The sequence below is a fragment of the Xanthobacter sp. NM-25 genome, from assembly GCF_022138605.1.
In the GTDB taxonomy this organism is placed as follows: Bacteria; Pseudomonadota; Alphaproteobacteria; order Rhizobiales; family Xanthobacteraceae; genus Xanthobacter.
Genome location: NZ_JACBFS010000006.1, coordinates 182,400 through 207,777 on the forward strand (window position 1 = coordinate 182,400; position 25,378 = coordinate 207,777).

General features: G+C 68.1%; 25 protein-coding genes and 1 riboswitch. Of the genes, 10 read left to right on the plus strand and 15 right to left on the minus strand.

What is annotated here, in order from left to right:
- Positions 1-32 precede the first annotated feature (32 nt).
- Positions 33-242, plus strand: a riboswitch (cobalamin riboswitch).
- A gap of 156 nt (positions 243-398) precedes the next feature.
- The 6 genes from MEU52_RS17485 (at position 399) to MEU52_RS17510 (ending at position 7,023) form a co-directional block, all read left to right on the plus strand.
- Positions 399-1,214, plus strand: coding sequence for a DUF4198 domain-containing protein (locus tag MEU52_RS17485; protein WP_238123266.1), 816 nt, complete (start codon positions 399-401; stop codon positions 1,212-1,214).
- A 16-nt stretch (positions 1,215-1,230) separates the two neighbouring features.
- Positions 1,231-1,854: a cobalt transporter CbiM gene (gene cbiM, locus MEU52_RS17490; protein ID WP_238123265.1), complete on the plus strand. Its 624-nt coding sequence runs from the start codon at positions 1,231-1,233 to the stop codon at positions 1,852-1,854.
- Positions 1,855-1,858: 4 nt separating this feature from the next.
- A complete protein-coding gene (locus MEU52_RS17495; RefSeq protein WP_238123264.1) occupies positions 1,859-2,470 on the plus strand; it encodes a cobalt ABC transporter permease in 612 nt (203 codons plus the stop codon).
- On the plus strand, positions 2,470-3,261 hold the full coding sequence (cbiQ, locus tag MEU52_RS17500) for a cobalt ECF transporter T component CbiQ (protein WP_238123263.1): 792 nt from the start codon (positions 2,470-2,472) through the stop codon (positions 3,259-3,261). Before MEU52_RS17495 ends, cbiQ begins: the two co-directional genes overlap by 1 nt.
- Complete coding sequence (locus MEU52_RS17505) at positions 3,245-3,949, plus strand: energy-coupling factor ABC transporter ATP-binding protein (protein WP_238123262.1); 705 nt, start codon at positions 3,245-3,247, stop codon at positions 3,947-3,949. Before cbiQ ends, MEU52_RS17505 begins: the two co-directional genes overlap by 17 nt.
- 83 nt (positions 3,950-4,032) lie before the next feature.
- A complete protein-coding gene (locus MEU52_RS17510) occupies positions 4,033-7,023 on the plus strand; it encodes an outer membrane protein (protein ID WP_238123261.1) in 2,991 nt (996 codons plus the stop codon).
- 74 nt (positions 7,024-7,097) lie between these two features.
- Here the strand turns inward: MEU52_RS17510 and MEU52_RS17515 are convergent, their stop codons facing one another.
- Both MEU52_RS17515 and MEU52_RS17520 read right to left on the minus strand, forming a co-directional pair.
- Positions 7,098-7,931, minus strand: coding sequence for an amino acid kinase family protein (locus tag MEU52_RS17515; protein ID WP_238123260.1), 834 nt, complete (start codon positions 7,929-7,931; stop codon positions 7,098-7,100).
- Between the two features lie 12 nt (positions 7,932-7,943).
- Positions 7,944-8,756, minus strand: coding sequence for an amino acid kinase family protein (locus MEU52_RS17520; RefSeq protein ID WP_238123259.1), 813 nt, complete (start codon positions 8,754-8,756; stop codon positions 7,944-7,946).
- Between the two features lie 381 nt (positions 8,757-9,137).
- Here MEU52_RS17520 and MEU52_RS17525 point away from each other — a divergent pair, with 381 nt between their 5' ends.
- The 3 genes from MEU52_RS17525 (at position 9,138) to MEU52_RS17535 (ending at position 12,217) form a co-directional block, all read left to right on the plus strand.
- On the plus strand, positions 9,138-10,124 hold the full coding sequence (locus MEU52_RS17525) for a tripartite tricarboxylate transporter substrate binding protein (RefSeq protein WP_238123258.1): 987 nt from the start codon (positions 9,138-9,140) through the stop codon (positions 10,122-10,124).
- A 43-nt stretch (positions 10,125-10,167) separates the two neighbouring features.
- The gene (locus MEU52_RS17530; RefSeq protein WP_238123257.1) at positions 10,168-10,635 is read left to right on the plus strand and encodes a tripartite tricarboxylate transporter TctB family protein; all 468 of its coding nucleotides are present in this window, start codon (positions 10,168-10,170) and stop codon (positions 10,633-10,635) included.
- A gap of 73 nt (positions 10,636-10,708) precedes the next feature.
- Positions 10,709-12,217 carry a tripartite tricarboxylate transporter permease gene (locus tag MEU52_RS17535; protein WP_238123256.1) on the plus strand — a complete coding sequence of 503 codons (1,509 nt, stop codon included), beginning with the start codon at positions 10,709-10,711 and terminating at the stop codon, positions 12,215-12,217.
- A 9-nt stretch (positions 12,218-12,226) separates the two neighbouring features.
- Here MEU52_RS17535 and MEU52_RS17540 read toward each other — a convergent pair whose 3' ends face one another.
- The gene (locus MEU52_RS17540; RefSeq protein ID WP_238123255.1) at positions 12,227-12,958 is read right to left on the minus strand and encodes a GntR family transcriptional regulator; all 732 of its coding nucleotides are present in this window, start codon (positions 12,956-12,958) and stop codon (positions 12,227-12,229) included.
- 97 nt (positions 12,959-13,055) lie between these two features.
- Positions 13,056-13,898, minus strand: a complete 843-nt coding sequence (locus MEU52_RS17545; RefSeq protein ID WP_238123254.1) for a hypothetical protein — start codon at positions 13,896-13,898, stop codon at positions 13,056-13,058.
- 370 nt (positions 13,899-14,268) lie between these two features.
- On the opposite strand from MEU52_RS17545, the gene MEU52_RS17550 reads away from it, so the two are divergent.
- Entirely contained in the window at positions 14,269-14,619 is a 351-nt protein-coding gene (locus MEU52_RS17550; protein WP_238123253.1) for a Rieske 2Fe-2S domain-containing protein, read from the plus strand.
- Positions 14,620-14,695: 76 nt separating this feature from the next.
- Here MEU52_RS17550 and MEU52_RS17555 read toward each other — a convergent pair whose 3' ends face one another.
- From MEU52_RS17555 to MEU52_RS17605, 11 genes are all read right to left on the minus strand, one after another.
- Positions 14,696-15,280: a UbiX family flavin prenyltransferase gene (locus MEU52_RS17555; protein ID WP_238123252.1), complete on the minus strand. Its 585-nt coding sequence runs from the start codon at positions 15,278-15,280 to the stop codon at positions 14,696-14,698.
- 24 nt (positions 15,281-15,304) lie between these two features.
- A complete protein-coding gene (locus MEU52_RS17560; RefSeq protein ID WP_238123251.1) occupies positions 15,305-15,832 on the minus strand; it encodes a TIGR02444 family protein in 528 nt (175 codons plus the stop codon).
- A complete protein-coding gene (locus MEU52_RS17565) occupies positions 15,829-16,620 on the minus strand; it encodes an ABC transporter ATP-binding protein (protein WP_238123250.1) in 792 nt (263 codons plus the stop codon). Before MEU52_RS17565 ends, MEU52_RS17560 begins: the two co-directional genes overlap by 4 nt.
- On the minus strand, positions 16,611-17,414 hold the full coding sequence (locus MEU52_RS17570) for an ABC transporter permease (protein ID WP_238123249.1): 804 nt from the start codon (positions 17,412-17,414) through the stop codon (positions 16,611-16,613). Before MEU52_RS17570 ends, MEU52_RS17565 begins: the two co-directional genes overlap by 10 nt.
- A 7-nt stretch (positions 17,415-17,421) precedes the next feature.
- Positions 17,422-18,426, minus strand: a complete 1,005-nt coding sequence (locus MEU52_RS17575; RefSeq protein ID WP_238123248.1) for an ABC transporter substrate-binding protein — start codon at positions 18,424-18,426, stop codon at positions 17,422-17,424.
- Between the two features lie 87 nt (positions 18,427-18,513).
- Positions 18,514-20,115, minus strand: coding sequence for a UbiD family decarboxylase (locus MEU52_RS17580; protein WP_238123247.1), 1,602 nt, complete (start codon positions 20,113-20,115; stop codon positions 18,514-18,516).
- Positions 20,116-20,392: 277 nt separating this feature from the next.
- A complete protein-coding gene (locus MEU52_RS17585; protein WP_238123246.1) occupies positions 20,393-20,896 on the minus strand; it encodes a MarR family winged helix-turn-helix transcriptional regulator in 504 nt (167 codons plus the stop codon).
- An 82-nt stretch (positions 20,897-20,978) separates the two neighbouring features.
- Positions 20,979-21,515: a MarR family winged helix-turn-helix transcriptional regulator gene (locus tag MEU52_RS17590; protein WP_238123245.1), complete on the minus strand. Its 537-nt coding sequence runs from the start codon at positions 21,513-21,515 to the stop codon at positions 20,979-20,981.
- 212 nt (positions 21,516-21,727) lie between these two features.
- Complete coding sequence (locus tag MEU52_RS17595; RefSeq protein WP_238123244.1) at positions 21,728-22,933, minus strand: amidase family protein; 1,206 nt, start codon at positions 22,931-22,933, stop codon at positions 21,728-21,730.
- Between the two features lie 117 nt (positions 22,934-23,050).
- Positions 23,051-23,860, minus strand: a complete 810-nt coding sequence (locus MEU52_RS17600; RefSeq protein WP_238123243.1) for an SDR family NAD(P)-dependent oxidoreductase — start codon at positions 23,858-23,860, stop codon at positions 23,051-23,053.
- A 21-nt stretch (positions 23,861-23,881) separates the two neighbouring features.
- Positions 23,882-25,378, minus strand: coding sequence for an AMP-binding protein (locus MEU52_RS17605; protein ID WP_238123242.1), 1,497 nt, complete (start codon positions 25,376-25,378; stop codon positions 23,882-23,884).

Genomic DNA, 25,378 nt, shown 5'->3' on the forward strand with positions numbered 1-25,378 from the left:
GACACCACCCAGCCGGGCCAATACCACAGACATCGTGGTGTCCTCGAAAGTGTTTTCTCCCGCTCGGGACGGACGTGCTGACGAGGATGAAAAGGGAATTCGGTGCGCCGTTCGCGGCAACTCCGGAGCTGCCCCCGCAACTGTAATTGGCGAGCCCTCACCCCATGCGTGCCACTGGCGCCTCCAGGCGTCGGGAAGGTCGGGTGGAGGCGGTGACCCAAGAGCCAGGAGACCTGCCACAAACCGCGCGCTCCGGCGCGCGGTCGTTCGTCGGACGCCGGGGTGAGCGTCGTGCGCGAGCGCGCCGGGCTTTTCCTCACGGGCCGGCGTGCGCGCCTCAGATTCCCCGCGTCTCCTGCTCAATCCGAGCCGTTTCGGCTCGTCGGGGAGACATCGCCTTGAACACTTTCACCCGCGCCTGGAGTTGCGCCGCAGCCTTGCTGGCCGGCGCCGCCGGCCTCACCGCGCTGGCGCAGCCCGCCCAAGCCCATTTCCAGCTCATCTACACCCCCGAGACGAACCTGGAGAAGCCGCAGGAGGTGCCCTTCCTGCTGGTGTTCTGGCATCCCTTCTCGAACGGTCCGGCCATGGACATGGGCACGCCGGAGCAGTTCTTCGTCAGCCGCAAGGGCAAGACCACGGACCTGCGCGGCACGCTCAAGCCCATCATCTTCAAGGCCGCACAGAACAGTTCCGCAGGGTTTGAAACCAAGGTGCGAGTGAACGGGCTCGGCGATCACATCTTCGCCCTGGTGCCGGCCCCCTATTACGAAGCCAGCGAAGACAAATACATTCAGCAGATCACCAAGACCTATGTGAACCAGGGCGGCGTGCCGAGCGGATGGGACGAGCCGCTCGGCCTCGCCACCGAGATCGTGCCCCTCAACAAGCCCAATGCCGTCATCGCCGGCTCCACCTTCTCCGGACAGGTGCTGAGCGAAGGCAAGCCGGTGCCGGGCGCGGAGATCGAGGTGGAATACATCGCGGCCACGCCGGATCTCGCCACGCGCGCCTCCGGCCCCGCCAGCGTCGCGCCACCGCCGGGGGGCGCCGTGGTGGTGAAGGCCGATGACAACGGCGTGTTCACCTTCGGCATTCCCCGCGCCGGCACCTGGGGTTTTGCCGCGCTGGGGTCGGGGCCTGCCAAGACGGTGCAGGGCAAGCCCCTCTCCCAGGACGCGGTGCTGTGGATCCAGGCCAACCCGCTCCAGTGACGGCTGCGAGGCTCCCATGCACATTGTCGATGGTGCCCTCTCTCCCCCGGTGCTGATCGGCGGCGCGGCGCTCGCCGTCGCCGGCATCGGCATCGGTCTGCGGCGGATGCCGATGGAGAAGATCCCGGCGGCCGGCGTCCTCAGCGCCACCTTCTTCGTCGCCTCGCTGGTGCACGTGCCGGTGGGCCCGTCGAGCGTCCACCTCATTCTCAACGGTCTGGCCGGGCTGGTGCTCGGCTGGGCCGCCTTTCCGGCGCTGTTCGTCGCGCTGCTGCTGCAGGCGGTGTTCTTCGGCTTCGGCGGGCTGACGGTGCTGGGCGTGAACACGGTGGACATCGCCCTGCCGGCAGTGACCGTGGGCATGCTGTGCCGCGCTGGCATCGTGCGCTCCTCACCGCGCGGCGCGGCCATCTGGGGCGCGCTGGGCGGCGGGCTCGCCATCGCCCTCACCAGCGTCTGCGTCGCGCTGGCGCTGGCGCTGTCGGGCGAGGCGTTCATTCCCGCCGCCAAGCTGGTGCTGGTGGCGCACATCCCGGTGATGCTCATCGAAGCCGCCATCACGGGCGCTGCGGTCTATCTGGCACAGCGCGTCAAGCCAGAGCTGTTCACCGCCTTCGGCGCCTCCACGGAGCACGGGTGACCCCATGCGCAGAATTGTCACGACACTGCTGCTCACCGCCGCGCTCGCCGCCGGCCCAGCACTGCCCGCCGCCGCCCACAAGGTGGTGGCCGGGGCCTACGCCGCCGGCGACCAGATTGAAGGCGAAGTCGGTTTTTCCGATGGCTCCATGGCCAACAATGCCCTGGTGGAGGTGCTGGCGGAGGACGGCAGCAAGATCGGCGAGACCCACACCAATCCCGAAGGGGTGTTCACCTTCACGCCCACCCGCAGCATTGTCCACATCTTCCGCGTGGATCTCGGCGGCGGCCATGTGGCCGAAGTCCGCCTGGATGTGGCCGATCTGCCGGCCGCGCTGCGGGCGCCTGCTGCCGCGAGCGCGCCAACGGGTCCGGCCACAACTCCGGCGGCACCGTCGGCCGCCGTGGCGGATCGCCCTCCGACGCCCGCGCAACAGGCCGCTTTCGCCAGCGCCCTGCGCGACGAGCTGAGGCCGCTCCGGCGGGAAATCATCGCGCTCAAGGAGAAGAACGACTTGCAATCGGTGCTCGGCGGCATCGGCTACATCGTGGGCCTGTTCGGCCTGTGGTTCTTCCTGGCGGCGCGGCGTCAGATGCGCAAGGCCGGCGGCCACTGATGGGCGATCTGGCCCCGGCCGCCGGCCTCCTCGACACGCCGGCGCGCCGCTCCGGCTGGATCCCCCGCCTCGATCCGCGGGTCCGCCTCGTCACCGCCGGAGCGTTCGCGGTGCTGGTGGTCGCCTGTTCGGCGTTCGGCCCCCTGCTGGCGGCGCTGGCCGGCGCCGGGGCCATGATGGTGGCGGCGCATCTGCCCATCGGCCGGACCCTGCGGCGGGTCGCCACCATGGATTCCTTCATCGTCTTCATGCTGGCGACGCTGCCCTTCACCACCCCCGGCGCGCCGCTCTTCACCCTGTTCGGCCTGCCGGCGAGCCAGGAGGGGGTTGTTCACGCCGCCACCATCGCGCTCAAGGCCAATGCGGTCATGCTGATGGCCATGGCCTTGCTGTCCACCCTCGCTCCCGACACCCTGGCGCGCGCGCTCGCCCGGCTGGGCGCGCCGGAACGCCTCGTGCACCTCATCCTGTTCAAGATCCGCTATGTCGACATGCTGCATCAGGAATATCATCGCCTGCGCACCGCCATGCGGGCACGCGGCTTCAAACCCGCCAACACGCGCCACACCTATGTCAGCTTTGGCTACCTCATCGGCATGATGCTGATCCGCGCCCTGGAGCGGTCGGAACGCATTCTCAAGGCCATGAAGTGCCGCGGCTTCACCGGCCGGCTGTTCATCGAGGACGACAGCCGCCTGGGTGCCCACGACATCGCCTTCTGCATCCTGGCCGGAGCCCTCGCCACCGGCCTTGTCACCTGGGAGGTGATGATCCGTGTCTCCGCTTCTTGAGGCCCAGGATATCGTCTTCGCCTATCCCGGCCGCCCGCGCGTGCTCGACGGCGCCAGCCTCACCCTGTCGGCGGGGGAACGGGTCTGCCTGGTCGGGCCCAATGGCGCGGGCAAAAGCACGCTGCTGCATATCCTGGTGGGCCTGCTCTCCCCTTCAGCCGGCACCGTCCGCGCCTTTGGCACCTTCTGCCGCGCGGAAGCAGATTTCATCGGCGTGCGGCAGCGGGCCGGGTTGGTGTTTCAGGACCCCGACGACCAGCTGTTTTGCCCGACCGTGGCCGACGACGTGGCCTTCGGCCCCCTCAACCAGGGCAAGAGCCGCGCCGACGTCCGGGCCATTGTCGACGCGACCCTCGCCCAGCTCGATCTCCAGCACCTGCGGGACCGCATCACCCATAAATTGTCAGGCGGGGAAAAGCGGCTGGTGACCTTGGCGGCGGTGCTCGCCATGCAGCCGGAGGTGCTACTCCTGGACGAGCCCACCAACGCACTGGATGAGCAGGTGTATGCGCGGCTGGTGGAGATCCTGCGCGGCCTGCCGCAGGCGATGGTGATCGTCTCCCATGATCCAGCCTTCCGCACGGCCCTCGCCACCCGCACCGTGCGCCTCCAGGCCGGCCGGACCGCCGACCTCGCCGCCACCGATGACGTCACGCCCGCCGCCCGCCAACGTCCGGCGCCGCGGTAGCTCCTGCCAGCGCACCGGAGGTCGCTTCCTTTTTCCCTCGCGAATCAGCAGATTGTGTCAAGGGAGCTCAGGGGGCGAGAATCATGGCGGCGATGGCGGCGGCGCGGCGCGCACTGCTGGTTTCAGTTTCGACACTTGCGACAGGGGTGGCGCTGCCGGCAATAGCTGCCGACCTGCCGCCGGCAATGGCGGTGAAAGCCCCCGGCCCCGCAGGCAGCTGGACCGGGTTCTATCTCGGCACCTATGTGGGCGCCGGCCTGGTGGACAGCCAGTGGGGACCGGGCACCGGGCCGCTCGTGGCCACCGCTCCCCAGTCCTTCCCCAGCTCCGGCTCGGCCGCAGGGGCGCTGATCGGCTCGACCATCGGCTACAATTACCAGATGGGCTCCTACGTGCTCGGCCTCGAGGGCGACCTCGGCACGGGCTTCCTCTACGGGCAGGCCCGATGCGCCGGCAGCTGGCAATCCATCTGCACCACCGACACCGATCTGCTCGCCACCCTGGCGGGCCGGATCGGCTATGCCTTCGACAATGTGCTGGTCTATGGCAAGGCCGGCGCCGCCTTCATCAACAACAGCTACACCGTGAGCGGCACCGCTTATGCGGGCCAGTTCACCGGGTCGCAGTTTCAGGCCGGCTGGACGGTGGGCGGCGGTGTCGAGGTGGCGCTGACGCCGCAGATGTCGGCCAAGGCGGAATATGCCTATCTCGATTTCGGCAGCTCCGATGTCGACCTGTCCAACGGACGTGTCGCCAGCACCATTCCGATGTCCGGCTCGGCGCAGATGGTCAAGCTCGGCCTCAACTGGCGGCCCTGGGGGGCGCCGTTGCCCGGGTCCGGCGCGGCACTGCCGGTGCCGGGGCGCAACTGGGCCGGCTTCTATCTCGGCGGCCACGCCGGCGGCGCCTGGGGACGCGACGACTGGACCACGGCCAACGGTTTCCTGGCGCAGGATTCCGTGGGCGGGGCCTTTCCGGGCGGCGCCAATCCCATGGGGCTGCTCGGCGGCGTGCAGGCCGGCTTCAACGTGCAGTCGGGCCCCTGGGTGGCGGGCCTGGAAGCTTCCATCAGCGCGGCGGACCTCAGCGGCTATGCCAAGTGCGCCGCCGGCAACACCGGCACGCCCACCAGCTATGCCTGCCACAACGCGATTTCCTCGCTCGGCTCCCTCTCCGGCCGGCTGGGCCAGAGCTGGGGCGACCTGCTGCTCTACGGCAAGGTCGGCGCCGCATGGGTCAACAGCTCCGGCGAGGTGTTCCCCACCGACAGCGTCCGCCATTACACCCAGAGCGGCACCCGCTGGGGCTGGATGCTGGGATCGGGCATCGAATATGCCCTGAGCCAGAATGTCTCGACCTTCATCGAGTACAATTTCTATGACTTCGGCACGCAGGACGTGACCTATTCCGGCTGGGGCCGCAGTGCCACGGCGAGCTTCCGGCAGCGGCTGGAGGCGGTGCGCGCCGGCCTCAACTACCGCTTCGCCTGGGGCGAAGCCGATGCGCCGATGGCCCACAAGGCGCCGGAGCTGCCCATGGGCTGGACCGCCGAGATCGGCGGCCGCTACTTCCTCAGCACCGGCCGCATGCAGAAGGACCTGATGGCGCCGGTGCCGCCGGCACGCCTCAACTCCCGACTGATCTATGCCAACACCACCGGCCAGTCGGCCGAGACATTCTTCCGCTTCGAGAACAAGGACGGCCTGTTCCTGAAGGGCTTCGCCGGTCTCGGCGGGCTCTCCGGCGGCGGGCTCAACGACGAGGACTTCCCGGCGGCGGTGGTCTATTCCAACACCATCACCGATCTGCACGACGGCCAGCTGGCCTATGGCGCCATCGATGTGGGCTATGACTTCCTGCGCCAGGGCGGCAACACCCTGGGCGCCTTCATCGGCTATCGCGGCTTCTATCAGAGCGTGAACGGCTTCGGCTGTCGGCAGCTCGCCGGCGACACCACCTGCGATCGCGCCCAAGCGGCGGCCTATCCGGCCCTGCTCAATTCCCTCGGCCTCAGCGAAACCGAGTCCTGGCAGGCGCTGGCCATCGGCCTCAACACCCGGGTGCATCTGTCCGATCGGGTGCGGCTGGAGGTGGATGCCGCCTACCTGCCCTATGCCACGCGGGCCAGCACCGACAATCACTGGTTCCGGTCCGACATCAACCCGCAGGTGGAGCAGGGCCGCGGCTGGGGCACTCAGCTGGAGGCCATTCTCTCCTACGCGGTCACCGACCGGCTGAACGTGGGACTGGGCGGGCGCTACTGGTACTTTGCCACCGACACCGCCTCCACCCAGTTCCCGGCTCCCATCCCACGCTCGCCGCAGGCCTTCTTCTCCGAGCGCTATGGCGCCTTCGTGCAGGCCTCCTACCTGTTCGGCGACCTGCCGCCGAAGGCCGACGGCAGCCTTATCACCAAGGCGCCGGAGCAGCCGGTGAACTGGACCGGCTTTTATGTCGGCGGCACCTTGGGCGGCGGCAAGGGGCACTCCACTTATGCCTCGCCCTTCGCGGCACCGGTGTCCGGCGATGCGGCAGATCTCGGCGGCGCCATGGCCGGCGGGCAGATCGGCGGGGACTGGCAGTTCGGCGCGCTGGTGGTCGGCGCAGAAGCCTCCGCTGCCTGGGCCAACATCATCGGCGCCAACACCTGCTTCTCCACCGCGCCCGCCGGCGCCGATTCCGGCTTCAACTGCGGCAGTGGCGTGGGCGCCCTCGGCACGGTGACGGCGCGCCTCGGCTATGCCTTCGACAAGACCCTGCTTTATGCCCGTGGCGGCTTCGCCTGGGATCGGCAGACCGACGGCTTCAACAATTTCAACTTCACCGGCCAGCTCATGGGCCACGACAGCACCAACACCGGCTGGACCGCCGGCGCCGGCGTCGAATATGCGCTGCTGCCCAATCTCTCGGTGGGGCTGGAATACAAGCACTTCGACTTCGGCGGCTCGTCGGCCTTCTTCACCACGGCCCCGGCGTCGCTGGTGGGGGTGAACCTCGCGCCTGACGGCCTCCGGCTCGACATGGTCGCCATGACCCTCAACTATCGCTTCGGAAGCTTCGGCGCCGGCCAATAACGCATATGGCGGCCCTAGAGGCCGCCATGGCAGAAGTCAGGGCCGGCCCCGGACTGCTCCGGGGCCGGCGCTACTCACCGCGCGCTGGCGGCGGTGTGGATGATCGAACCCACATGCTCGCCACGCAGGGCGGCGGTGAGGCGGCCGGGAACCCGGCCGTTCACCACCTGCACCCGTTCGATGTGGCGGGCGGAGGCCATCACGTCTAGCAGCACCCGATCGAACGGCAGGCTGCCGGTGGACTTGGCGAGCTCCGCCGCGGTGGTCTCGGCAATGAGCTTCGCCTTGTCGCCCTCCGGGCCATTGGGATCGGTGGTGTAGACGCCGTCCACATCCTCGACGATGGTGAGCCCGGCCGCGCCCAGCGCATCCGCCAGCAGGAAGGCGCCGGCGTCGGCCCGGTGCAGCGGCAGGCGCGAGTTCGGGAATTCGTGGTGATGGTAGGGCGGGAACGCGCTGCCCACCACGGCACGGGCCGCTGCCAGATGGATGGCGAGCTGGCTGGCGATGGTGGGATGCTCCACATAGGACACCCCTTCCGGGGCCAGCAGCGAGGCCAGGATATGGCCGTTCTGCCCGGCCTCGCTCGCCGCCAACGGCGACAGCGAGCCCACCGGAAGCCCCAGATCGAGGCCCACGGTGTAGAGGTGCCGGGCGCGGATGCCGGCGCCGGTGAGGATCAGCAGCCGGTGCTCCGGCAGCAGCTTGCGCAGCTCATCGACGATGGGAAGAATGCCTTCCGGCCCGCGATCCATGATGGAGCGCCCGCCGATCTTCACCACCTGCAGCCAGGGCAGCAGGCGGATCGGCCGCACCCCGGCCACCGGGCGGGTGAGCTGGCCATCGAGAAGGGTCTGGCTCGCGAGCGGCGAGGCCACGTGCTTGATGCTGTTGTTGACGTCAGCCATGGCGATCTTCCCTCAGCTCGCAGTGATGATGGTGCCGACATGCTCGCCGGCAAGCGCCCGGGTCAGGTTGCCCGGCACAAGGCCGTTCACCACCTGCACCTCACGCACGTACCGCGCGGCCTTCAGCAGATCGAGCATCGGGAACTCGAGAATGGAGTCGTGCAGGCCGCGGGCCTTCATCTCGTCCACGGAGATCTTTGGAATGAAGGTGGCATCCTTGGACGTCTTCGGATTGGCCGTGTAGAGGCCGTTCTCGTCCTTCACGTAGATCATCGCCTTGCAGCCGAACTGCTCGGCCAGCAGGAAGCAGCCGGCGTCGGTCCGGTAGGGCGGGATGACACCTTCCGGAGAAGTCCGGGTCCACAGGGCGTAGGGCGGCATGCCGCTGAACACCACCGCGTTCACCTCCTGCAGGGCCAAGGCGATGGTGGACATGGCGGCGCTGCTGCCCGAGGAGATGCCGTACTTGGCCAGGAGCTGGCCCAGCATCTCGGCATTCTGATTGGCCACCGAGGCGCCGAGCTGCGCCAGGACACCAGCCGGCAGATTGAGCTCGGCAGCGATGGAATACAGATGGCGCGCGCGGGTGCCCGCACCCGTGCCGATCAGCATCTTGTGGGTCTTGCGGGCGGAGACGATCTCCTCCACCAGCGGGTACACCGCGGCCCGCCCCCGATCGATGACACTCTGGCCGCCGATCTTGATCACCGTCGCCTCGGGCAGGATCCGGTATTCGGCAGCGCTCTCCGCCGCGGCCTGCAGTTCCGGGTCGCTCAGCGAGCGCTGCATGAGGAGTGTATCCAGCTCCTTCATCGTATTCGCCATGAATTTTCCCTTCGGGTTCTGCGCATTGATTATTTATTGGATGCGCTCAATACATCCAGAGCAAATACTATTCAATATGCTGAAATTACGTGCCATTCCCGCCGCAGGGAAGGAACGACACAAAACGCATAGCCAGCCGGGAAGCGTGCGTAGCGCGCCGCGGAACCCGCCCTGATCCCGGGCGTGACCAGGGCCGCAGGTTGCCGATCGACCCGTCGGGAGACGTCGGAAGCTGCTCAAAAACTGATCATGATCAGCGGTCAATCGCTCAAATTGTATGGTTGATTACTCTGGTCGCTTGTCAACGGGCCGCCGGCTGTCGTTTACTCTTCGCATCAAGCCGCTAGTCAGCGCGGGCACACGGTTCCGGGGGACCACACCATGAGCAAGTCGACGTTCACGCGGCGCACCGCCGCCGGCCTCCTCGCCGCCGCCTGCGGCGGGTTGCTGGGCGTTGGCCCGGCACTGGCGCAGGGCTACCCCGACAAGGAAGTGCGGCTGGTGGTGCCGTTCTCCGCCGGCGGCTCAACCGACCAGTTGGCCCGCATCCTGGCCGAGAAGCTCTCTGACAAGCTCGGCAAGCGCGTGCTGGTGGACAACGTGCCCGGCGCCGGCGGCAATATCGGCATGGGCATGGTCGCGCGCGCCGCACCGGACGGCTACACCCTGATCCTGGTGAGCTCCAGCTTCGTGGTGAATCCCAGCCTCTATGCCAAGACGCCCTATGATCCGAAGGCGGACTTCGCGCCCATCTCCTATATCGCCAGCGCGCCCTCCTTCCTCATCGCCAATCCCAAGCTGGGGGTGAAGACCTTCCCCGAGTTCCTGGCCAAGGCGAAGGCCGAGCCGGGAATGTTCTATGCCTCCCCTGGCATCGGCACGGCCCAGCACCTGGCGGGTGAGCTCCTGAAGAAGCAGGCGCAGATCGACATCGAACATGCCCCCTTCAATGGCGCCGGGCCCGGGGTGACCGCGGTTCTGAGCAACGAGGCGCCCATCGGCTTCGCCTCGGTGCCGTCCGCCATCCAGCATGTACAGTCCGGCGCCCTGGTCGCCCTCGGGGTCACCACCCTGGAACCCTCCGCCTCCGCCCCCGACGTGCCGCCGCTCGATAAGGCGGGCCTGCCGGGCTATGAGGTGGACCACCTCCAGGGCCTATTGGCCCCCGCCGGCACGCCGCCGGAGGTGATCGCCAAGCTCTCGACCGCCGTGCAGGAGATCATGGCCGACCCGCAGATGAAGGAGCGCCTGGTGAAGCTCGGCTTCGTGCCGGTGGGCTCCACGCCTGCCGCCTTCGCCACCACCATCGACACTCAGGTGGCCAAGTGGAAAGGCGTGATCAGCAGCGCCGGCATCACCGCCAAGTGAAGGTCATCTGTGGCCTGTGCGCGGCCCCGCCTGAAGGACAGCCATGATCCGACTGCGCTCTAATACGCTTTGCGGCCTGCTGTTCCTCGCCATCGCCCTCGGCTTCGGCTGGGCGGCGGCGGGCTATGATCTCGGCACCGCGCGCCGCATGGGACCGGGCTATTTCCCGCTGCTGGCAGCGGCCATTCTCGGGCTGTTCGGCCTCGTCATCCTCGGGCGGGACCTCCTGGCCGCCGCCCGCGGCGCCGCCAGCACAAGCCCGGATGAGCCGGTGCCCTGGCGGCGCGGCCTGCTGATCATCGGCGCCATCGTGTTCTTCGCCGCCACCGCCGCCGGCCTCGGCCTGGTGCCGGCGCTGGCCGTCTCAGTGCTGCTGGCCTCCCGCGCGGGCGCCAACAGCTGGCGCCAGAGCCTGGTGCAGGCGGTGGTGCTCACCCTCATGTGCACCGTGATCTTCCAGATGGGCCTGGGCCTCAAGCTGCCCCTCATCGGGCCGTGGCTCGCCCTGTAGGCGACCGGGACGACTTGAACTTTTCCCCCGCGGCTCAAGCTCGCGCCGGGGATGCTCTGCGGGACACTGAGGAATGGATCTGTTCCAAGCGCTGTTGACGGGCGCGGCTACGGCCTTCGCCCCCATCAACATCCTCTATTGCTTCATCGGCGTGCTGCTGGGCACCATCGTCGGCGTGCTGCCCGGGGTCGGCCCCACCGCCACCGTCGCCCTGCTGCTGCCCGCCACCTTCTCGCTCGATCCCGCCTCAGGCATCATCATGCTGGCAGGCATTTATTATGGCGCTCAGTATGGCGGCTCCACCACCGCCATCCTGCTCAACCTGCCGGGCGAAAGCTCCTCGGCGGTCACCGCCATCGACGGCTATCGCATGGCGCAGCAGGGCCGCGCCGGCACCGCCCTGGCCACTGCCGCCCTCGGCTCCTTCTTCGCCGGCACCGTCGCCACCATGATCCTGGCGGTGGCCGCCCCGGCGCTCTCGCAGGTGGCGCTGCAGTTCCGTTCGGTGGAATATTTCTCCCTCATCCTGCTGGGGCTGGTGACCTCCGTGCTCCTGGCCCACGGCTCCATCCTGAAGGCGCTGGCGATGATCGCGCTGGGCGTGCTGCTCAGCCTGGTGGGGCAGGATGTGGCCACCGGCACCCCGCGCTTCACCTTCGATCTGTTTCAGCTCTACAATGGCATTGATTTCGTTGCCGTTTCGGTCGGCGTCTACGGCATCTCGGAAATCCTGCGCAACCTGGAGAATACGGGAGCCCGCAGCACGATGGTGCACGCCCTGAGCCGACTGTGGCTGACACGCAAGGAGTTCCGGGAGATCGCGGCGCCAGTGGTGCGGGGCACGGCCTTGGGCTCGTTCTTCGGCATCCTGCCGGGGGGTGGCCACGTGCTCTCCTCCTTCGCCTCCTATTCGCTGGAAAAGGCCATCGCCCGCGAGCCCTCCCGCTTCGGGCGCGGCGCCATCGAGGGGGTGGCGGGACCGGAGTCCGCCAACAACGCCGCCGCCCAGACCAGCTTCATTCCGCTATTGACCCTCGGCCTGCCGGCGCATCCCGTCATGGCGCTGATGATCGGCGCCTTCATCATGCAGGGCATCGTTCCGGGCCCGCAGGTGATCAGCTCTGAACCACAATTGTTCTGGGGCCTCATCGTCTCCATGTGGATCGGCAATCTGCTGCTGGTGATCCTCAACCTGCCGCTGATCGGCATCTGGGTGAAGCTGCTCAGCATCCGCTATGACGCGCTGTTCCCGGCCATCGTCGCCTTCTCGTGCATCGGCGCGTATTCGGTGATGTCGAGCGGGTTCGGCGTGCTGCTGCTCGCCCTGTTCGGAGTGCTCGGCTATGTGCTGGTGCGGTTCGGCTGCGAGCTGGCGCCGTTCATCCTGGGCTTCGTGCTGGGCCCGCTGCTGGAAGAACATTTCCGCCGCGCCATGATGTTCTCGCGCGGCGACCCCACCGTGTTCCTGCAATCGCCGATCAGCGTGGGCTTCATCCTGCTGTCGCTGCTCGCCCTCGGGGCCATGATGATGCCCGGCTTCCGGCGCCGGCGGGCGGAGATCTTCACCAGCTCCGACGATTGAGCGCCGATCTCAGCCGGCGGGACTGTCCACCGCATAGGCGATCTGCACCTCGCGGGTGAAGATCGCCGTCCCGCTGGCGAGCGGCACGCGATCGGCGTCGCTGAGCACATAGTCGCGCACCAGCACCGGCGTATCGGCGGTGATGGCCAGGCGCGACGCGGTCTCCGCCGAGGCCGCATCAGCCCGGATCACCCCCTCGATATGGGCCACCGGCCGGCCGAGCTCCGCCAGAATGGTGAACATGGGCAGGCGCGACAGGGCATCGATGCTAAGGCGCTGGCCCAGCGCCAGCGGCAGGAAACGGATTTCCTGAACCGTCGGCACCGCATCAAGGATCCGCACCCGCTCCAGGCGAAAGACCTCTTCGCCCAATGCCAGCCGGAGCTGGTGCGCCGTTTCCGGCGACGGCGCCACCCGCGCGAAGGACAAGAGGCGGAACTCGATCTGCGAGCCGCGCGCCACCACCTCCTCATCGAACGAGCGCACCAGGCTGGTGTGCTGGGTCACGCGCACCTCGCGGCGGGCCACGAACGTGCCCTTGCCGGCGATGCGGGTGATCCGCCCCGCCGCCACCAGCGACGACAGCCCGTGCACCACCGTGTTGCGGGTCACATTGAAGCGCCGCGCCAGCTCGGTTTCCGAAGGCAGGCGGTCGCCCGGCCCGTAGGCCCCCGCCTCGATCTCGGCCAGAAGATAGCGCCGCACCTGCAGATAGGCAGGCTCCTTCCTCTCGAGCATCATCGGGGCCACTCAGTTGATTACGCAATCCACTGGCGAACCATAACCAGGTGCCACCGGAGCCGTCAAAGCGCCGCGATCCGCGCGGGTCCCCGCCGCCCTAGAACCGCCAGGCGAACGCGACGGTGGGCCCATGCATGGTCGTGTCATAGCGGAACGTCCCGGCACGCAACCCCGGCCCCTCGTAATTCTCGTAGAGATACCGATAGCCCAGGGCTGTCGAGAAGCTGTCGGTCCACAGATAGCCGACACCGAGATAGCCGGTGCTCGACAAGGTGGAGCCCACGCCAAAGCCGCCGATGTCGGCGATGGCATTGACGAACCATTTTTCGGACACCGTCCAATGGGCAAAGACACCCACGGTGGGATCGATCCACGATTGCCGTGCCGACGCGGACAGGTTGGCCGCGGTACCAAAGACATTGAGCCCCACCGTGGCCTTCAGGTTCACGTATCGCGCCCCCGCCGTGAACGCCACGTCGAGATCCGAACGCCCGGTGGGCAGCTTGTAGCCGACCGCGCCGGTGGCGATGGTCTCCGTCAAGGCGACGTCCAGGCCGGCGCCATAGGTCGGCAGCCCCTGCGAGTCCGACAGCTTGGCGTAGACCAGATCGGCCAGCACGATCCATCTGTCGTTCTCGATGAAGACCGACCCCATGAGCGCCCCGTCGAGGTGGCGCAGCACCTCGGAGAAGGGCACGTCGACCGATGCCGAAGGCATGTTGCCGACGCCCACGTCGCCATTGAGCGCCGTGGCCCAGCCATAGACGGTCAGCTGAACCCTCCAATCGGAGGCTACCGGCGCGGGGGGCGCCACCGCCGGCGCGGCCGCCATATCCGCAGCACAGGCTGCCCCCGACGCGACGCCCGCCAGGGCGACAAGGCCCCATCTCAGCCACCGCGCAGCCGCGGGGCAGCGCACCACCCCCATCGTCTTGTTCATGCCTTGCCCCCGATGCAGCACGGATCCGTGCCCTGGTCAGACCTGCCGTCGCCCCGCATGGCGCCCGCCGGCACCACGCCTCATTGCATCTGGCAGACAGCACTACCATACGCCATTGGCGGCAGCCACGCGCCACGCATACATCCGCGACGCCGGTCCCAAAAATGACCGTCCCGACACGGCGGGCAGGCTATTCCGGGTGTCAGATCGGAAACTCGTCATTTCACGTCGCCGCCCGGGTGCTCCGCAGCACGGACGCGCGGCGCTCCGGGTCGGATTTGCGACATCCCGCCCCCCCGATGGCGGCATTCGAAGTGGTCCACAACTTGCGTCGTGCCCGCAACCGGATGTTTCGGGAAAGGCAAGCACCATGGCATTCACCTTCATCTGCCCCACTGATGCCGTGAGCGAAGGCGGCATGGGCTTCTTCCAGGCGGGTCGCAAGAGCGTGATGCTGGTATGGCCCCAAGGCGGGGAACTGAAAGCCTATCGTGGCCGCTGTCCGCATGCGGATGTACCGCTCAACGAGGCCACCTTCAACGGCACCGTCGTCACCTGCCCCCATCACCAGTGGGGCTTCGATGCCGTCGGCGGGAAATGCGTCACCCACCTGGTGCGCAATGCCCTGCACCCCTATCCGCTACGGATCGAGGGGAATGAGATCCAGGTGGATGTGGGGCCGGTGAAGCCCCCGCGCGCCCCAGCCGCCACCGAGGCCTGAACGGCCGTGGCCGCCGGCCATGGCGCTCGACCCCGGTCTTCACACGAAGCGCGATCCCCTTTGGCGGAGCGCCTCGCTAACGCCCGGGTGCGGCGTCGCCGGGTTCGGTCCAGCGCCGGGTTCCCGGCAGGTGGATGTCGAACAGGTCGAGCGCCCGCGCCACCGTCTGGTCGATCACCTCGTCAAGGGATTGGGGGCGGTGGTAGAAGGCCGGCACTGGCGGCATGATCACGGCGCCGTTGCGGGTGGCCTGGGCCATGAGCTCGATATGGCCGGCATGCAGCGGCGTCTCGCGCAGCAACAGCACCACGCGCCGGCGCTCCTTCAGGCACACGTCGGCGGCGCGCACCGCCAGCTCGTCATTGTAGCTGTGCGCGATGCCGCTGAGGGTCTTGATGGAACAAGGCGCCACCAACATGCCCGCGGTGACGAACGAGCCCGACGACAGCGAAGCGCCGATGTCGCGCGGATTGTGAACGCAATGGGCCAGAGCGCGCACCTGCTCGGCGCTGTAATCGGTCTCCGCCGTCAACGTGCGCAGCCCCGCCGCTGTGAGAATGAGGTGGGTTTCCACCGTTCCCAGGGCCGCCAGAAGCTCCAGGGCCCGGATCCCGTAGATGGTGCCGGAGGCCCCGGTGATGGCGATGATGAGACGCTGCATCCTGGATCGTGGCTCCCGTTCCGCTCACCGCCCCACGGCCCGCCGGGCGACGAGGGCAAGGGCATCTATTTCCACTTCCGCGAGGGTGCGCCCGGCAGCAGCCGCCACCACCTCCGCCATGCCAGCCCGGGCCAGCGCCTCCGCGGTGCCGGTGGCACGCGGGGCGCCCGCCAACAGCCGATCGGCGCAGGCCCCCAGGCGATCGAGCTCGATGAGCTCCGCCTCGATCTCCAGCGCCTTCACCTGCTCACGCAGCCAATCGGTCCGGGCATCGGGCGCGGGTGCCGGCCCGGACTTCAGCCGCCGCCGCACGGCGCGCAGTCCCCCCACGATCTCCCGGTGCCACGGCGCCACCTCCCCCTGCAGATGCTTCACCCCCGCGGGATCGAGCGGGTGGCCGCGCCGCGCCCCCAGAAAGGCCGCGCACAACAGCAGGTTCACATCCACCCCGGCCCGATCCTGCAACAGCAGGCAGGCCTCGACCACGCCAGCCTCGCCATAGAGAGCGAGCGCGAACGGGCGCAGGGTGGTGGCCGCCGCATCACCGGTCATGAGGGCAACGCGAGATCGGACCAGATGGCCTCGGTGAGGTGGGTGAAGGTGGGGTCGGAGCGCAGCGCCTTCATGTGGCGTGGCCGCGGCAAGTCCACCGCATAGTCGGCCACGATCCGTGCCGGCCGGGCGCTGAACACCACCACCCGGTCGGCCAGGGCCACCGCCTCCTCGATGTCATGGGTAACGAAGATGATGGAGCGTCGCTCCGTCTCCCAAACCCGCAGCAGTTCCAGGCCCATGGCGATCTTGGTCTGGTAATCGAGCGCACCGAACGGCTCGTCCATCAGCATCAGGTCCGGCTCATAGGCCAACAGCCGACCAAGCGACACCCGCTGGCGCATGCCGCCCGAGAGCTGCCGCGGCCAGGCGTTCTCGAACCCATCGAGCCGCAGCAGGCGGATCAGCTCGGCAACACGGGCCGGCTGCTTCTGCCGCGGCGTGCCACCCAGCTCGCAACCGACCTTGATGTTGTCCGCCACCGTCCGCCAGGGCAGCAGCGCATCCTTCTGAAACATGAAGCCCACATGGGGCGGCGGGGTCGTGACGCGCGTCCCGTTCACCCGCACCTCACCCCCCGCCGGTTTCAGCAGGCCGCAGATGGCACGCAGGATGGTGGACTTGCCCGAGCCGCTGGGGCCCACCACCGCCACGAACTCCCCCTCTCCCACCTGCAGCGAGACGCCGGAGATCACCTCCAGCGGCGGCGCATCGGGGCGCGGAAAGGCGATGCGCAGGTTCGCGAGTTCGGCCCGCGGCGGAGCCGAGATGGTGTCCGTCAGCGCCATGTCACCACCTTCCTTTCCACATAGCCGATCAGCTGATTGGCCAGCATGGCCAACACCATCAGCACGATCAATCCGGAGAACACGCCGGTGGTGTCGAGCTGGCCACCGGAGCTTTCCACGTACCAGCCCAACCCGCGGTTGGAACCGATGAGCTCGCCCACCACCGCGCCGATCAGCGCCAGGCCGACGCCGATGCGGAAGGAGGCCAAGATCCATGGCACCACCGCCGGCAGCAGCACCCGCCACACCACATAGAAGCGGCCCGCGCGCATGGTGCGCATCAGGTCCAGGTGGTCGGGATCGATGGTCCGGATGCCTTCCATCACGTTCAGGATGAAGATGAAGACCACCATGGTGAAAGCCATCATCACCTTGGAGAACAGGCCGATGCCGAACCACAGGATGAACAGCGGCGCCAGGGCGACGCGCGGCAGGCCATAAAGCCCCATCATCACCGGATCGACCGTGCGCGCCACCTTGGGCGCCCGCGCCAGGGCGATGCCGATGGGAATGCCCACGAGGGCGGCGAGCAGCAGGCCGGCGCCGGCCTCCTGCAGGGTGGTGAGAGTGTGCACCCACAGGTCGCCGCTGGCGGCGAGTTCCCACAGCCGGACGGCGATGAGGGTGGGCCGGCTGCTCCAGAAGGGATTGAACAGAGTGCGCGCCCCAAGCTCCCACAACAGCAGCAAGGCGGCGATGAAGCCAAGCTGGGCGAGGGCGGTCGGGCTGATCGAGACCAGACGCCGGCGGGCGCTCGCCACATAACCCGGTGAGGTCGATGCGGTATCGGTCATGGCCGGCTCACTTCGCCGCGCCGATCATGATGTCGGCATAGCCCACGGGCTTCAGCTTCGGGTCTGCGGCCGCCATCATCTCCATCAGCGTCTTGAAGCTCTCCGGCGTCATCACGCCGGTGCCGGAGAGATAGCCGGCAGCCACATCGTTGGTGATGCTGTCGATGAGCACGGGATCGGTGATCTTGGGGAACATGGAGACCACCGCCGCCTGCAGCACCGCCTTGTCGGCCTTGATCATCTCCAGAGCCTTCACCACCGCACGCTGGAGCTTCGCCGCCTCGGCCGGGTGCGCCTTCAGCCAGGTGTCGGTGACAACCAGATCCTGGGCCGGATACGGCAGCTTGCGGAAATCCTCGACAATCTTGTAAGCGCCCGGCTCGGCGAGGGTGATCTGGATATCGGGCGTGGTGAACATGCCGGCGTCGATGACCCCCGCCTGCAGCGCCGCCCGCTGCGGCCCGGCGCGGCCCACGGCGATCAGTTGCACGTCCTTGTCCGGATCGAGCCCGGCCGCCTTGAGCGCATACCGCAGCGTGGTGTCGGTGAGGCTGCCGGCGGAGGTGATGCCGATCTTCTTGCCCTTGAGGTCAGCCAGAGAAGTGGCCGGCGCGTCCGCTCGGGAGAGCAGCGCATAGCTGTGGGTGTCGGCCAGGGCCACCAGAACCTTGCCGCCCAGCCCCTTCTCCTCCAGATGCACCGCATGATCACCGGCGCAGATGCAGGCATCGATACTGCCCGAGGCCAGCGCCTGGGCCGCCGGGGCGCCCCCCTTGAAATCGAGCCGCTCGTATTTCAGGCCCTCGGCCGCGAACAACCCCTTCTGATCGGCGACAACGATGGGCAGGGAACCGGCCGAGGTCTGCGCCGCGCCGAGGGTGATGGTGGTCTGCGCCTGCGCAAGCCCCACGGGAGAAAGGCCGCCGACCAGCACCAGCACGGGCAACGCTCGGCGCAGCGCGTGCCAGGACGGCGATAGAGGAAAGCCAGGCAAGGAACGATGGAAGTTCATGGGTTCGCCCTCTTTCGATCTGATGGGGGATGTCTTCGAGGCGGGGTTTGACGGGGGCCGAAGAGACGGCACCGGCCGGCGCGGGAGTCAGCTCCCCGGGGCCTTCGCGGCGAAGGCCGATCCCCGCAGGCACATGCGGCCACGCGGGTCCTGCCACAGCCGTTCAGTGGCATGCAGATGCCCCAGGGCCCGCGCCACCACCGGAAAGTCATAGGAGGAGAAAGCCTCGGCGATGTCCGTGTAATAGCGCGGCGCGCTGCCAATCATCTCGGCGATGGATTCAGCAAGCCGCTCCACCTCCGCCGCATCAGCAACGCTGCCGGCGGCATCCGCCTTGCCGGCCACATAATCGGCCACCTTGGCGGTGTCGGCATAGGCATAGGCGATACGCTCATAGCGTTCCTTGGGAATACCCTCGGAGATGGTGGCATCGATGCCCACCTTGGCGGTGGTGGGCACCACACCGGGCGGGGTCGGCGGCAGGCTGGGATCCAGCGGCTTGCCGCGGGCGCCGGGGATGATGACGATGTCCTTGTCACCCTGGACACGGGTGGCGATGGCCCATTCCACGTCGGTGGGATTGAACACATCGATATCGTCGTCGACCACCACCACGTGCTTGAGATCCATCACCGAGAGGGCCGCGAGCAGGGCATTCTTGCCTTCGCCCGCCTGCTTCTTGATGGAGACCACCGCATGCCAGAAGGCACAGCCGCCGAGGGTGACGTTGATGTCCTTCACCTGGACGCCGGCGGTCTTCAGCGCCTGGCGAATGGCGGCATAGCGGGTGGGCGCCGCCAGCCAGGTGTTCTCCCACGGCATGTGCAGCGCGTAATACACAGCGTCCTTGCGCATGGAGATGGACGTGATGCGGACGATGGGGTTCCAATGGAGCCCGCCCATCAGCCGAGTGAACTCGCCGAACCGCCCTTCAGGATAGACCCAGCCGGTCGGCAGGATCTCGCCTTCGAGCACGATCTCGGCATCGGCGATATAGGGCACGTCGATGGTGCGGCAGGGAGCCAGTTCCACCGGCCCGCCCCGCAGCCCGCCCGAGATGGCCATCTCGTCAACACCGAGCGGTGCGCGGAAGCCCGAGCCCATGATTTCATAGGGATGGGTGCCGATGGAGATGGAAATGGGGCACGGCCGACCCGCCTCATAGGCCCGCTGCGCGAACAGGCGCATGTTGTTGGGCGTGACGATGTCGATGCCCGTGAGGTTCCGTTCCTTGACGATGAAACGGTAGATCCCGGCATTGAGCCCGTATTCGGGATCGCGGGCAATCACCACGCCGGCGGTGATCATCGGCCCGCCGTCGTAGATGGAGCTCATGGGGATGGGGAGCTTGTAGAGGTCCACCTCCGCTCCCTCCATCACCAGCTCCTGGGTGGGCGAGGTGGCGACGCGGGCGGGCGCGATCGGCTGGTCGATGGCCGCTTTCAGCTTGGCCTCGATCTGCGGATAGGCTGTGCAGCCCAGCGACATGATGGCCCGGTGCTGGGTGCGGATGATGCCCGAGACCACCGGCACGTCGTAGCCGATGACGTTGTGGAAGAAGAGGGCCTTGTCGGACTGGTCCACCAGGGTGGCGATGTGGCGGATGTCGATGGGCTGCCTCAGGTCGATCAGCTCACCCGCATCCCGCAGGCGGTCGAGGAAGCCGCGAAACGTTTCCTTGTCGTGCATCTACGCGCTCCGCTTGTGCCACGTGAGGTGGCCGCGTCGTTCAGCAGACCGGGCGGCACGCCACCACCCGGCATTTCATCAGTGTGCGGACGATCTAGTTCTACAGGCCCGCACCACGGCGCGGCGTGCCGCGCACTCGGGTCACCAATCAGGGGTGCTGATCTGTCTTTCTGGAATAGAGGGCCGAGCGGAACCAAAGTTCGCGCCTCGAATACAGGACAGTTTACATAGCTTGCTATGCAAGTCTAGAGACGCGCCACGCTGAAATTTTGAGCAGTCACGGCCGTGCTGATGGGCTGCCGCGCCAGGGATCCTGCTCGAGCCGCCGGGCCATGGTCGACAGGATGCCGCGCAGCACCTCACTCGTGTCATGATCCAGATCGGCCAGGGCGAGGCGGTTGATGTCCATCACGTTCTGCACGGCGGCCTGCGTCAGGGCCGCACCGCGCGCGGTGAGATGGATGGTGGCCTGCCGTCCATCGGCCACGCTGGGCCGGCGGGTGATCAGCCCGTCGCGCTCCATGCGTTTCAACGTGTTGGCCATGGTGGCCTGCTCGATGCGCACGGCCTCGCACAGGTCGCGCTGGCTGAGCCCATCCCGCGCCAGCAGCTCCAGCGCCACCGGATACTGGCCCGGCGCCATGCCGTCGGAACCATTGCGCGCCTTGAGGGACTGCGCCATGAGCCGGGCCACCAGACTGATGAGATAGCCCAGCGTCATGCCCTGCAGGGGATCAGCCTCGATCTCTTCGGCTTCTGCCCTGTCGCAGGGCGCGCTCACATGATTCACAATGCCCGCCCCTATGCCGTCCGGCAACCACCGTGACGCGCGCATCGCCCTGAGGCAAGAGGACCGCAGCCCCCTAACGGATCGGCGGAGGGGGCCGGCGCCGGCGGCTGGCCGCCGCGACGCGGAGGCCGCGCGCCGTACGTGGGGGAATTTCCATCATCTTGCGCAGCAGATGCACCAGGCGGGCGCGTTCACTGCGCGTCAGCGCGGTCAGGGTCTCCTCGGTGATCTCTTCCGCCACCGCCTGCGCCGCCTGGATCACCCGCCCCCCCTCCTCGGTCAGCGCCAACCACTGGCGGCGCCGGTCGTTGGGATCGTCGGTATGGGTGATGAAGCCTCGAGCGCGCATGCGCTCCACCACCCCGTTCACGGTCGCGGAATCGAGAGTCAGCAGCCGCACCAGGTCGCTCTGTGAGCAACGGCCCACCTCATGGAGCTTGGCGAGGGTGGCGAACTGGGTCTGCGTCAACCCCTCCACCATGTGGGCGGTGAAAATGGCGGTGTGATACTGGACCGCAAGACGCAGAACGAAGCCGATCTGATCGTCGAGATGATAAGGCCCCTCCTCATCAGCAACCACGGGAGAGGGAGGCAAGGCCGGCACTGTCATCGAGCACAACTCTTTGGAAGGGACCGCGGCGAAGGCCACAACAGGCCAAAAAGCCAAGGCCCGAGGTTGTCAGGTCGGGGGCGTCAGATCCTGAGAGGGCCACGTCCCGTGGCAGCCCGGCGCTGAGGCAGCCAGATGCGGACGGTGCCAAATTCCGATGCTACCGGGTTCTGAGGCTGCCAGATTCTGAAGTGTCATGTGGCGGATTCGGATTAGACGTGAGTGGGAATGTTATCAGGTTCACCTGCGCGGTACTGGTGCAAAGTGCGCAAATGCGCGGTGGCCGCGAACAGCCGGGCATCTGCGCCATGGGCCGCGATTGCCTGAATGCTGGCGCCGGGCATGCCCGATGCGGGCCAGACCAGTGCCGGGGCGCCGATGATGTTGGCGAAGCAGGTTCCTGCAAGCAGCACCGACAATACGGAGAGGCGCCGCACCTCCAGCTCCAGGTGCGTCGCTCCCCGGGCCGGCACCGGCACCAGCAGCGTGGGGGTCAGCAGCAGATCCACGCGGGCAAGGAGCCCGCCGTAGGTCGCACGCGCCGCATCGGCTGTGGCCCGCGCTGCCTCCACGTCCGCGACTTTCGGATCAAAACGCAGGGCCTCACGGGCGGCTTCTCCGAGCTGCGCCAGGGCGGGGCGCGGCAGGCGATCGTAGAGCGGGTGCGCCTCGGCCAGCACCAGAATGCCGAAGGCCCGCACCAGCGGCCCCGCAGCTGGCGGCGTCCAGGGCTCCACCACGTGCCCGGCCGCGACGAGAGCGCCCGCCAGCTGCTGCAGCGGCGCCAGGCATCGCGGGTCCACATAAGACGGGAGGCCGGTGGCGACGGCGATCCGCAGGCGGCCCATCGGCGCGGATGCGGCAACCGCCGCGTCATCCAGCAGCACGGCGGCGGCGCTGCGCAACTGGTCGAAGTCGCGCCCCATCAGCCCGACATGGTCGAGACGCGACGCCAGCGGCTCCACACCGTCCATCGGCACCCGGCCGAAACTGGGCTTGAAGCCCAGCAGGCCGGTGCAGGCGGCCGGAACGCGCACGCTGCCGCCGGTGTCGGTGCCAAGGGCGAGATCGGCGAACCCGGCCGCCACCGCCGCCGCGGCACCGCCCGACGAGCCGCCAACCATCCGCCCCGGCCAGACCGGGTTGGTCACCTCCGGCGTGGTCATGCCGAAGCCGCCGGCGTCGGTGCGCGTCATGCCGACGAAGCCGGCGCCGGCGGTCAGCAGCCGGCGGACGGCGGAGGCGGTGACGCCGCCCCGCCGGTCCGCATAAAGCGGATGGCCGGCGGTGAACGGCTCCCCGCACACCGCAATATTGTCCTTCACGCACAGCCGCACCCCGGCCAGCGGGCCCGAGCCCCCAGCTGGAGCCGGCTTCAGGGACAGCATGGCCCCGTAGGGATCAAGCGCAGATGTCATCTCAGACGCCATGGCGAACATCCCGGCCGCGCACCATCCGCGCGGTGCGCCAAAGCAAAGGGGCGCGTGGCGGCCGCACGGCCACCACGCGCCAGGACAGGGACGGCGTAACGGGGATCAACGATCGCGGGAGCGATCCATCAGGGCCTTATCCTGACCGCCGTCCACCTCGATCATGGTGCCGTTGGCGAAGAAGGCACGCGGCGACGCGAGCATCACCACCAGATCCGCCACCTCCTCGGTCTCGGCGATGCGGCCGAGGGGGATGGAGGACGGCGCCAGCTTGTCGGCATCCTCCAGCGAGATGTTCATGTCTCGGGACATGGCCTTCACGAGCCCCGCCCAACGCTCGGTGCGCACCGGGCCCGGGTTCACCGCGGCGAGGCTGATGCCGTACTTGCCATACTGGCCGGCCAGCGACTTGGTGAGGTTCTGGCCCGCGGCATTGGCGGCGCCGGGGGCGATCTCCCAATAGGAGGGCTTCACACCGTCGTTGCCGATGAGGTTCACCACCCGGCCGCCGCCCTGCTTCACCATGATCGGCAGCGCATAGCGCAGGCAGCGCACATAGCCCATGAACTTGAGCTGCAGGGCCTGCGCCCACTGCTCCTCGGTCAGGGTCTCGATGACGCCGCCCGGTGCGGAGCCGGCGTTGTTGACCATGATGTCGACGCGGCCGAGCGCCTCATGACCCTTGGTGACGAACGCCTTGGCGTCCTCGTCCTTGGTCAGGTCGGCGGGAATGGCCACCACCTTGCGGCCGGTGGCATCGGCGATTTCCTTGGCGGTGGCTTCAAGCACATCCACGCGACGGCCACAGATGGCCACGTCGACCCCCTCGCGGGCGAGGCCGAAGGCGATCGCTTTGCCGATGCCTTCGCTGCCGCCGGTCACCAGGGCCGTCTTTCCTTCAAGCTGCAGGTCCATCTCGTCTCGTCTCCGGTTCGGTTAGGCGCGGTTGGTGAACAGGTCGGCATGGGCCGCGCGCAGGTCCGCTTTGAGGACCTTGCCCATGCGATTCCGGGGGATGTGGGAAACGGGAAGAATGCGCTTCGGCACCTTGTAGGCGGCGAGGGTGTGGCGCAGCGCGGCGATCAGGGCCGGTTCGTCCACCGGCGCGCCCTCCACCACCGCGACGACGCCTTCGCCGAAGTCGGGATGGGCGACGCCGAACACGGCGGATTCCCCGCCCGCCAGCAGCGCATCGAGCGCATCCTCGACTTCTTTGGGATAGACATTGAGACCGCCGGTGATGACGAGATCCTTGGAGCGGCCCAGAAGCCGCACGCAGCCGGTGGCGTCGATCTCGGCGATATCGCCGGTGATGAACCAGCCATCGGCCGTGAAGGCCTCGGCATTGGCGTCCGGCCGGTTCCAATAGCCGGAGAAAACGTTGTGGCCGCGGGTCTCGAGCCCACCCACGGCATCGTGGCCGGCGACGCGGCCATCCGCCTGGCGCACGCGGATCTCCACCCCCGGCAGGGCCCAGCCGACGAAGCCGGTGCGGCCTTTGGTGCCGGCGGGAATGGCGGTGACGATGGCGGTCTCAGTGGCGCCATAGCGCTCGACGATGTGCACCCCGGTCTCGGCGGCGAAACGCTCGGCGATCTCCAGCGACAGGGGCGCCGAACCGCTCACCGCGAGGCGCAGGCTGCGCGCCGCCGCCTTCAGCCCCGGCTCCTTCAGCAGGCGCCCATAATGGGTGGGCACCCCCATGAACACCGTGGCCTCAGGCAGAGCGGCGAGCGCGGACGCCGCCTCGAACCGATCGAGGAACAGGATGGAGCCGCCGGCCACCAGCAGGCTGTTCACCGCCGTGAGCAGGCCGTGGGCGTGATACATGGGCAGCACGTGCAGCAGCCGGTCGGCCGGCATCAGCGCCCACACCCTGGCCAGCGCTCGAGCGCTTTCGGCCAGGTTGCCATGGGTGATGCAGGCGCCCTTGGGCTTGCCCGTGGTGCCCGAGGTATAGAGCAGTGCAGCAGTGTCATCAGCCGAGACAGGCGCCACCGCCGCGAGCGGCGCAGCTGCGGCGATGGCGGCCCCGAGGGTGCCGGACAGATCCGGCCCCAGGGTCTCGATCCGCACGCCGGGCAGCACCGACGCGACATGGGCTGCGGCCTTGGGGGCGCACACCATGAGCCGCGGCGCGGCGGCGCCCACCAGGCCGGCCACCTCGGCGTCCGTGTAAGCCGTGTTCAGCGGGTGCAGCACGGCACCGATCTGCAGGCAGCCGTGGGCCAGCAGCAGCACCTCCTCGCCCTTCTCCAGCTGGAACGACACCCGGTCGCCCCGGCCGACACCCAGGCGCAGCAGCGCTTCTGCGACCCGGCCGACGCGGGCACGCATCTCGGCGGTGCTGCGCTCGGGGCCGGCCTCGAAGCGATAGGCGCGGCTTGCCGGATCACGGCCCGCATAGAGCGCGTGGAGCAGGTTTGCGGTCAT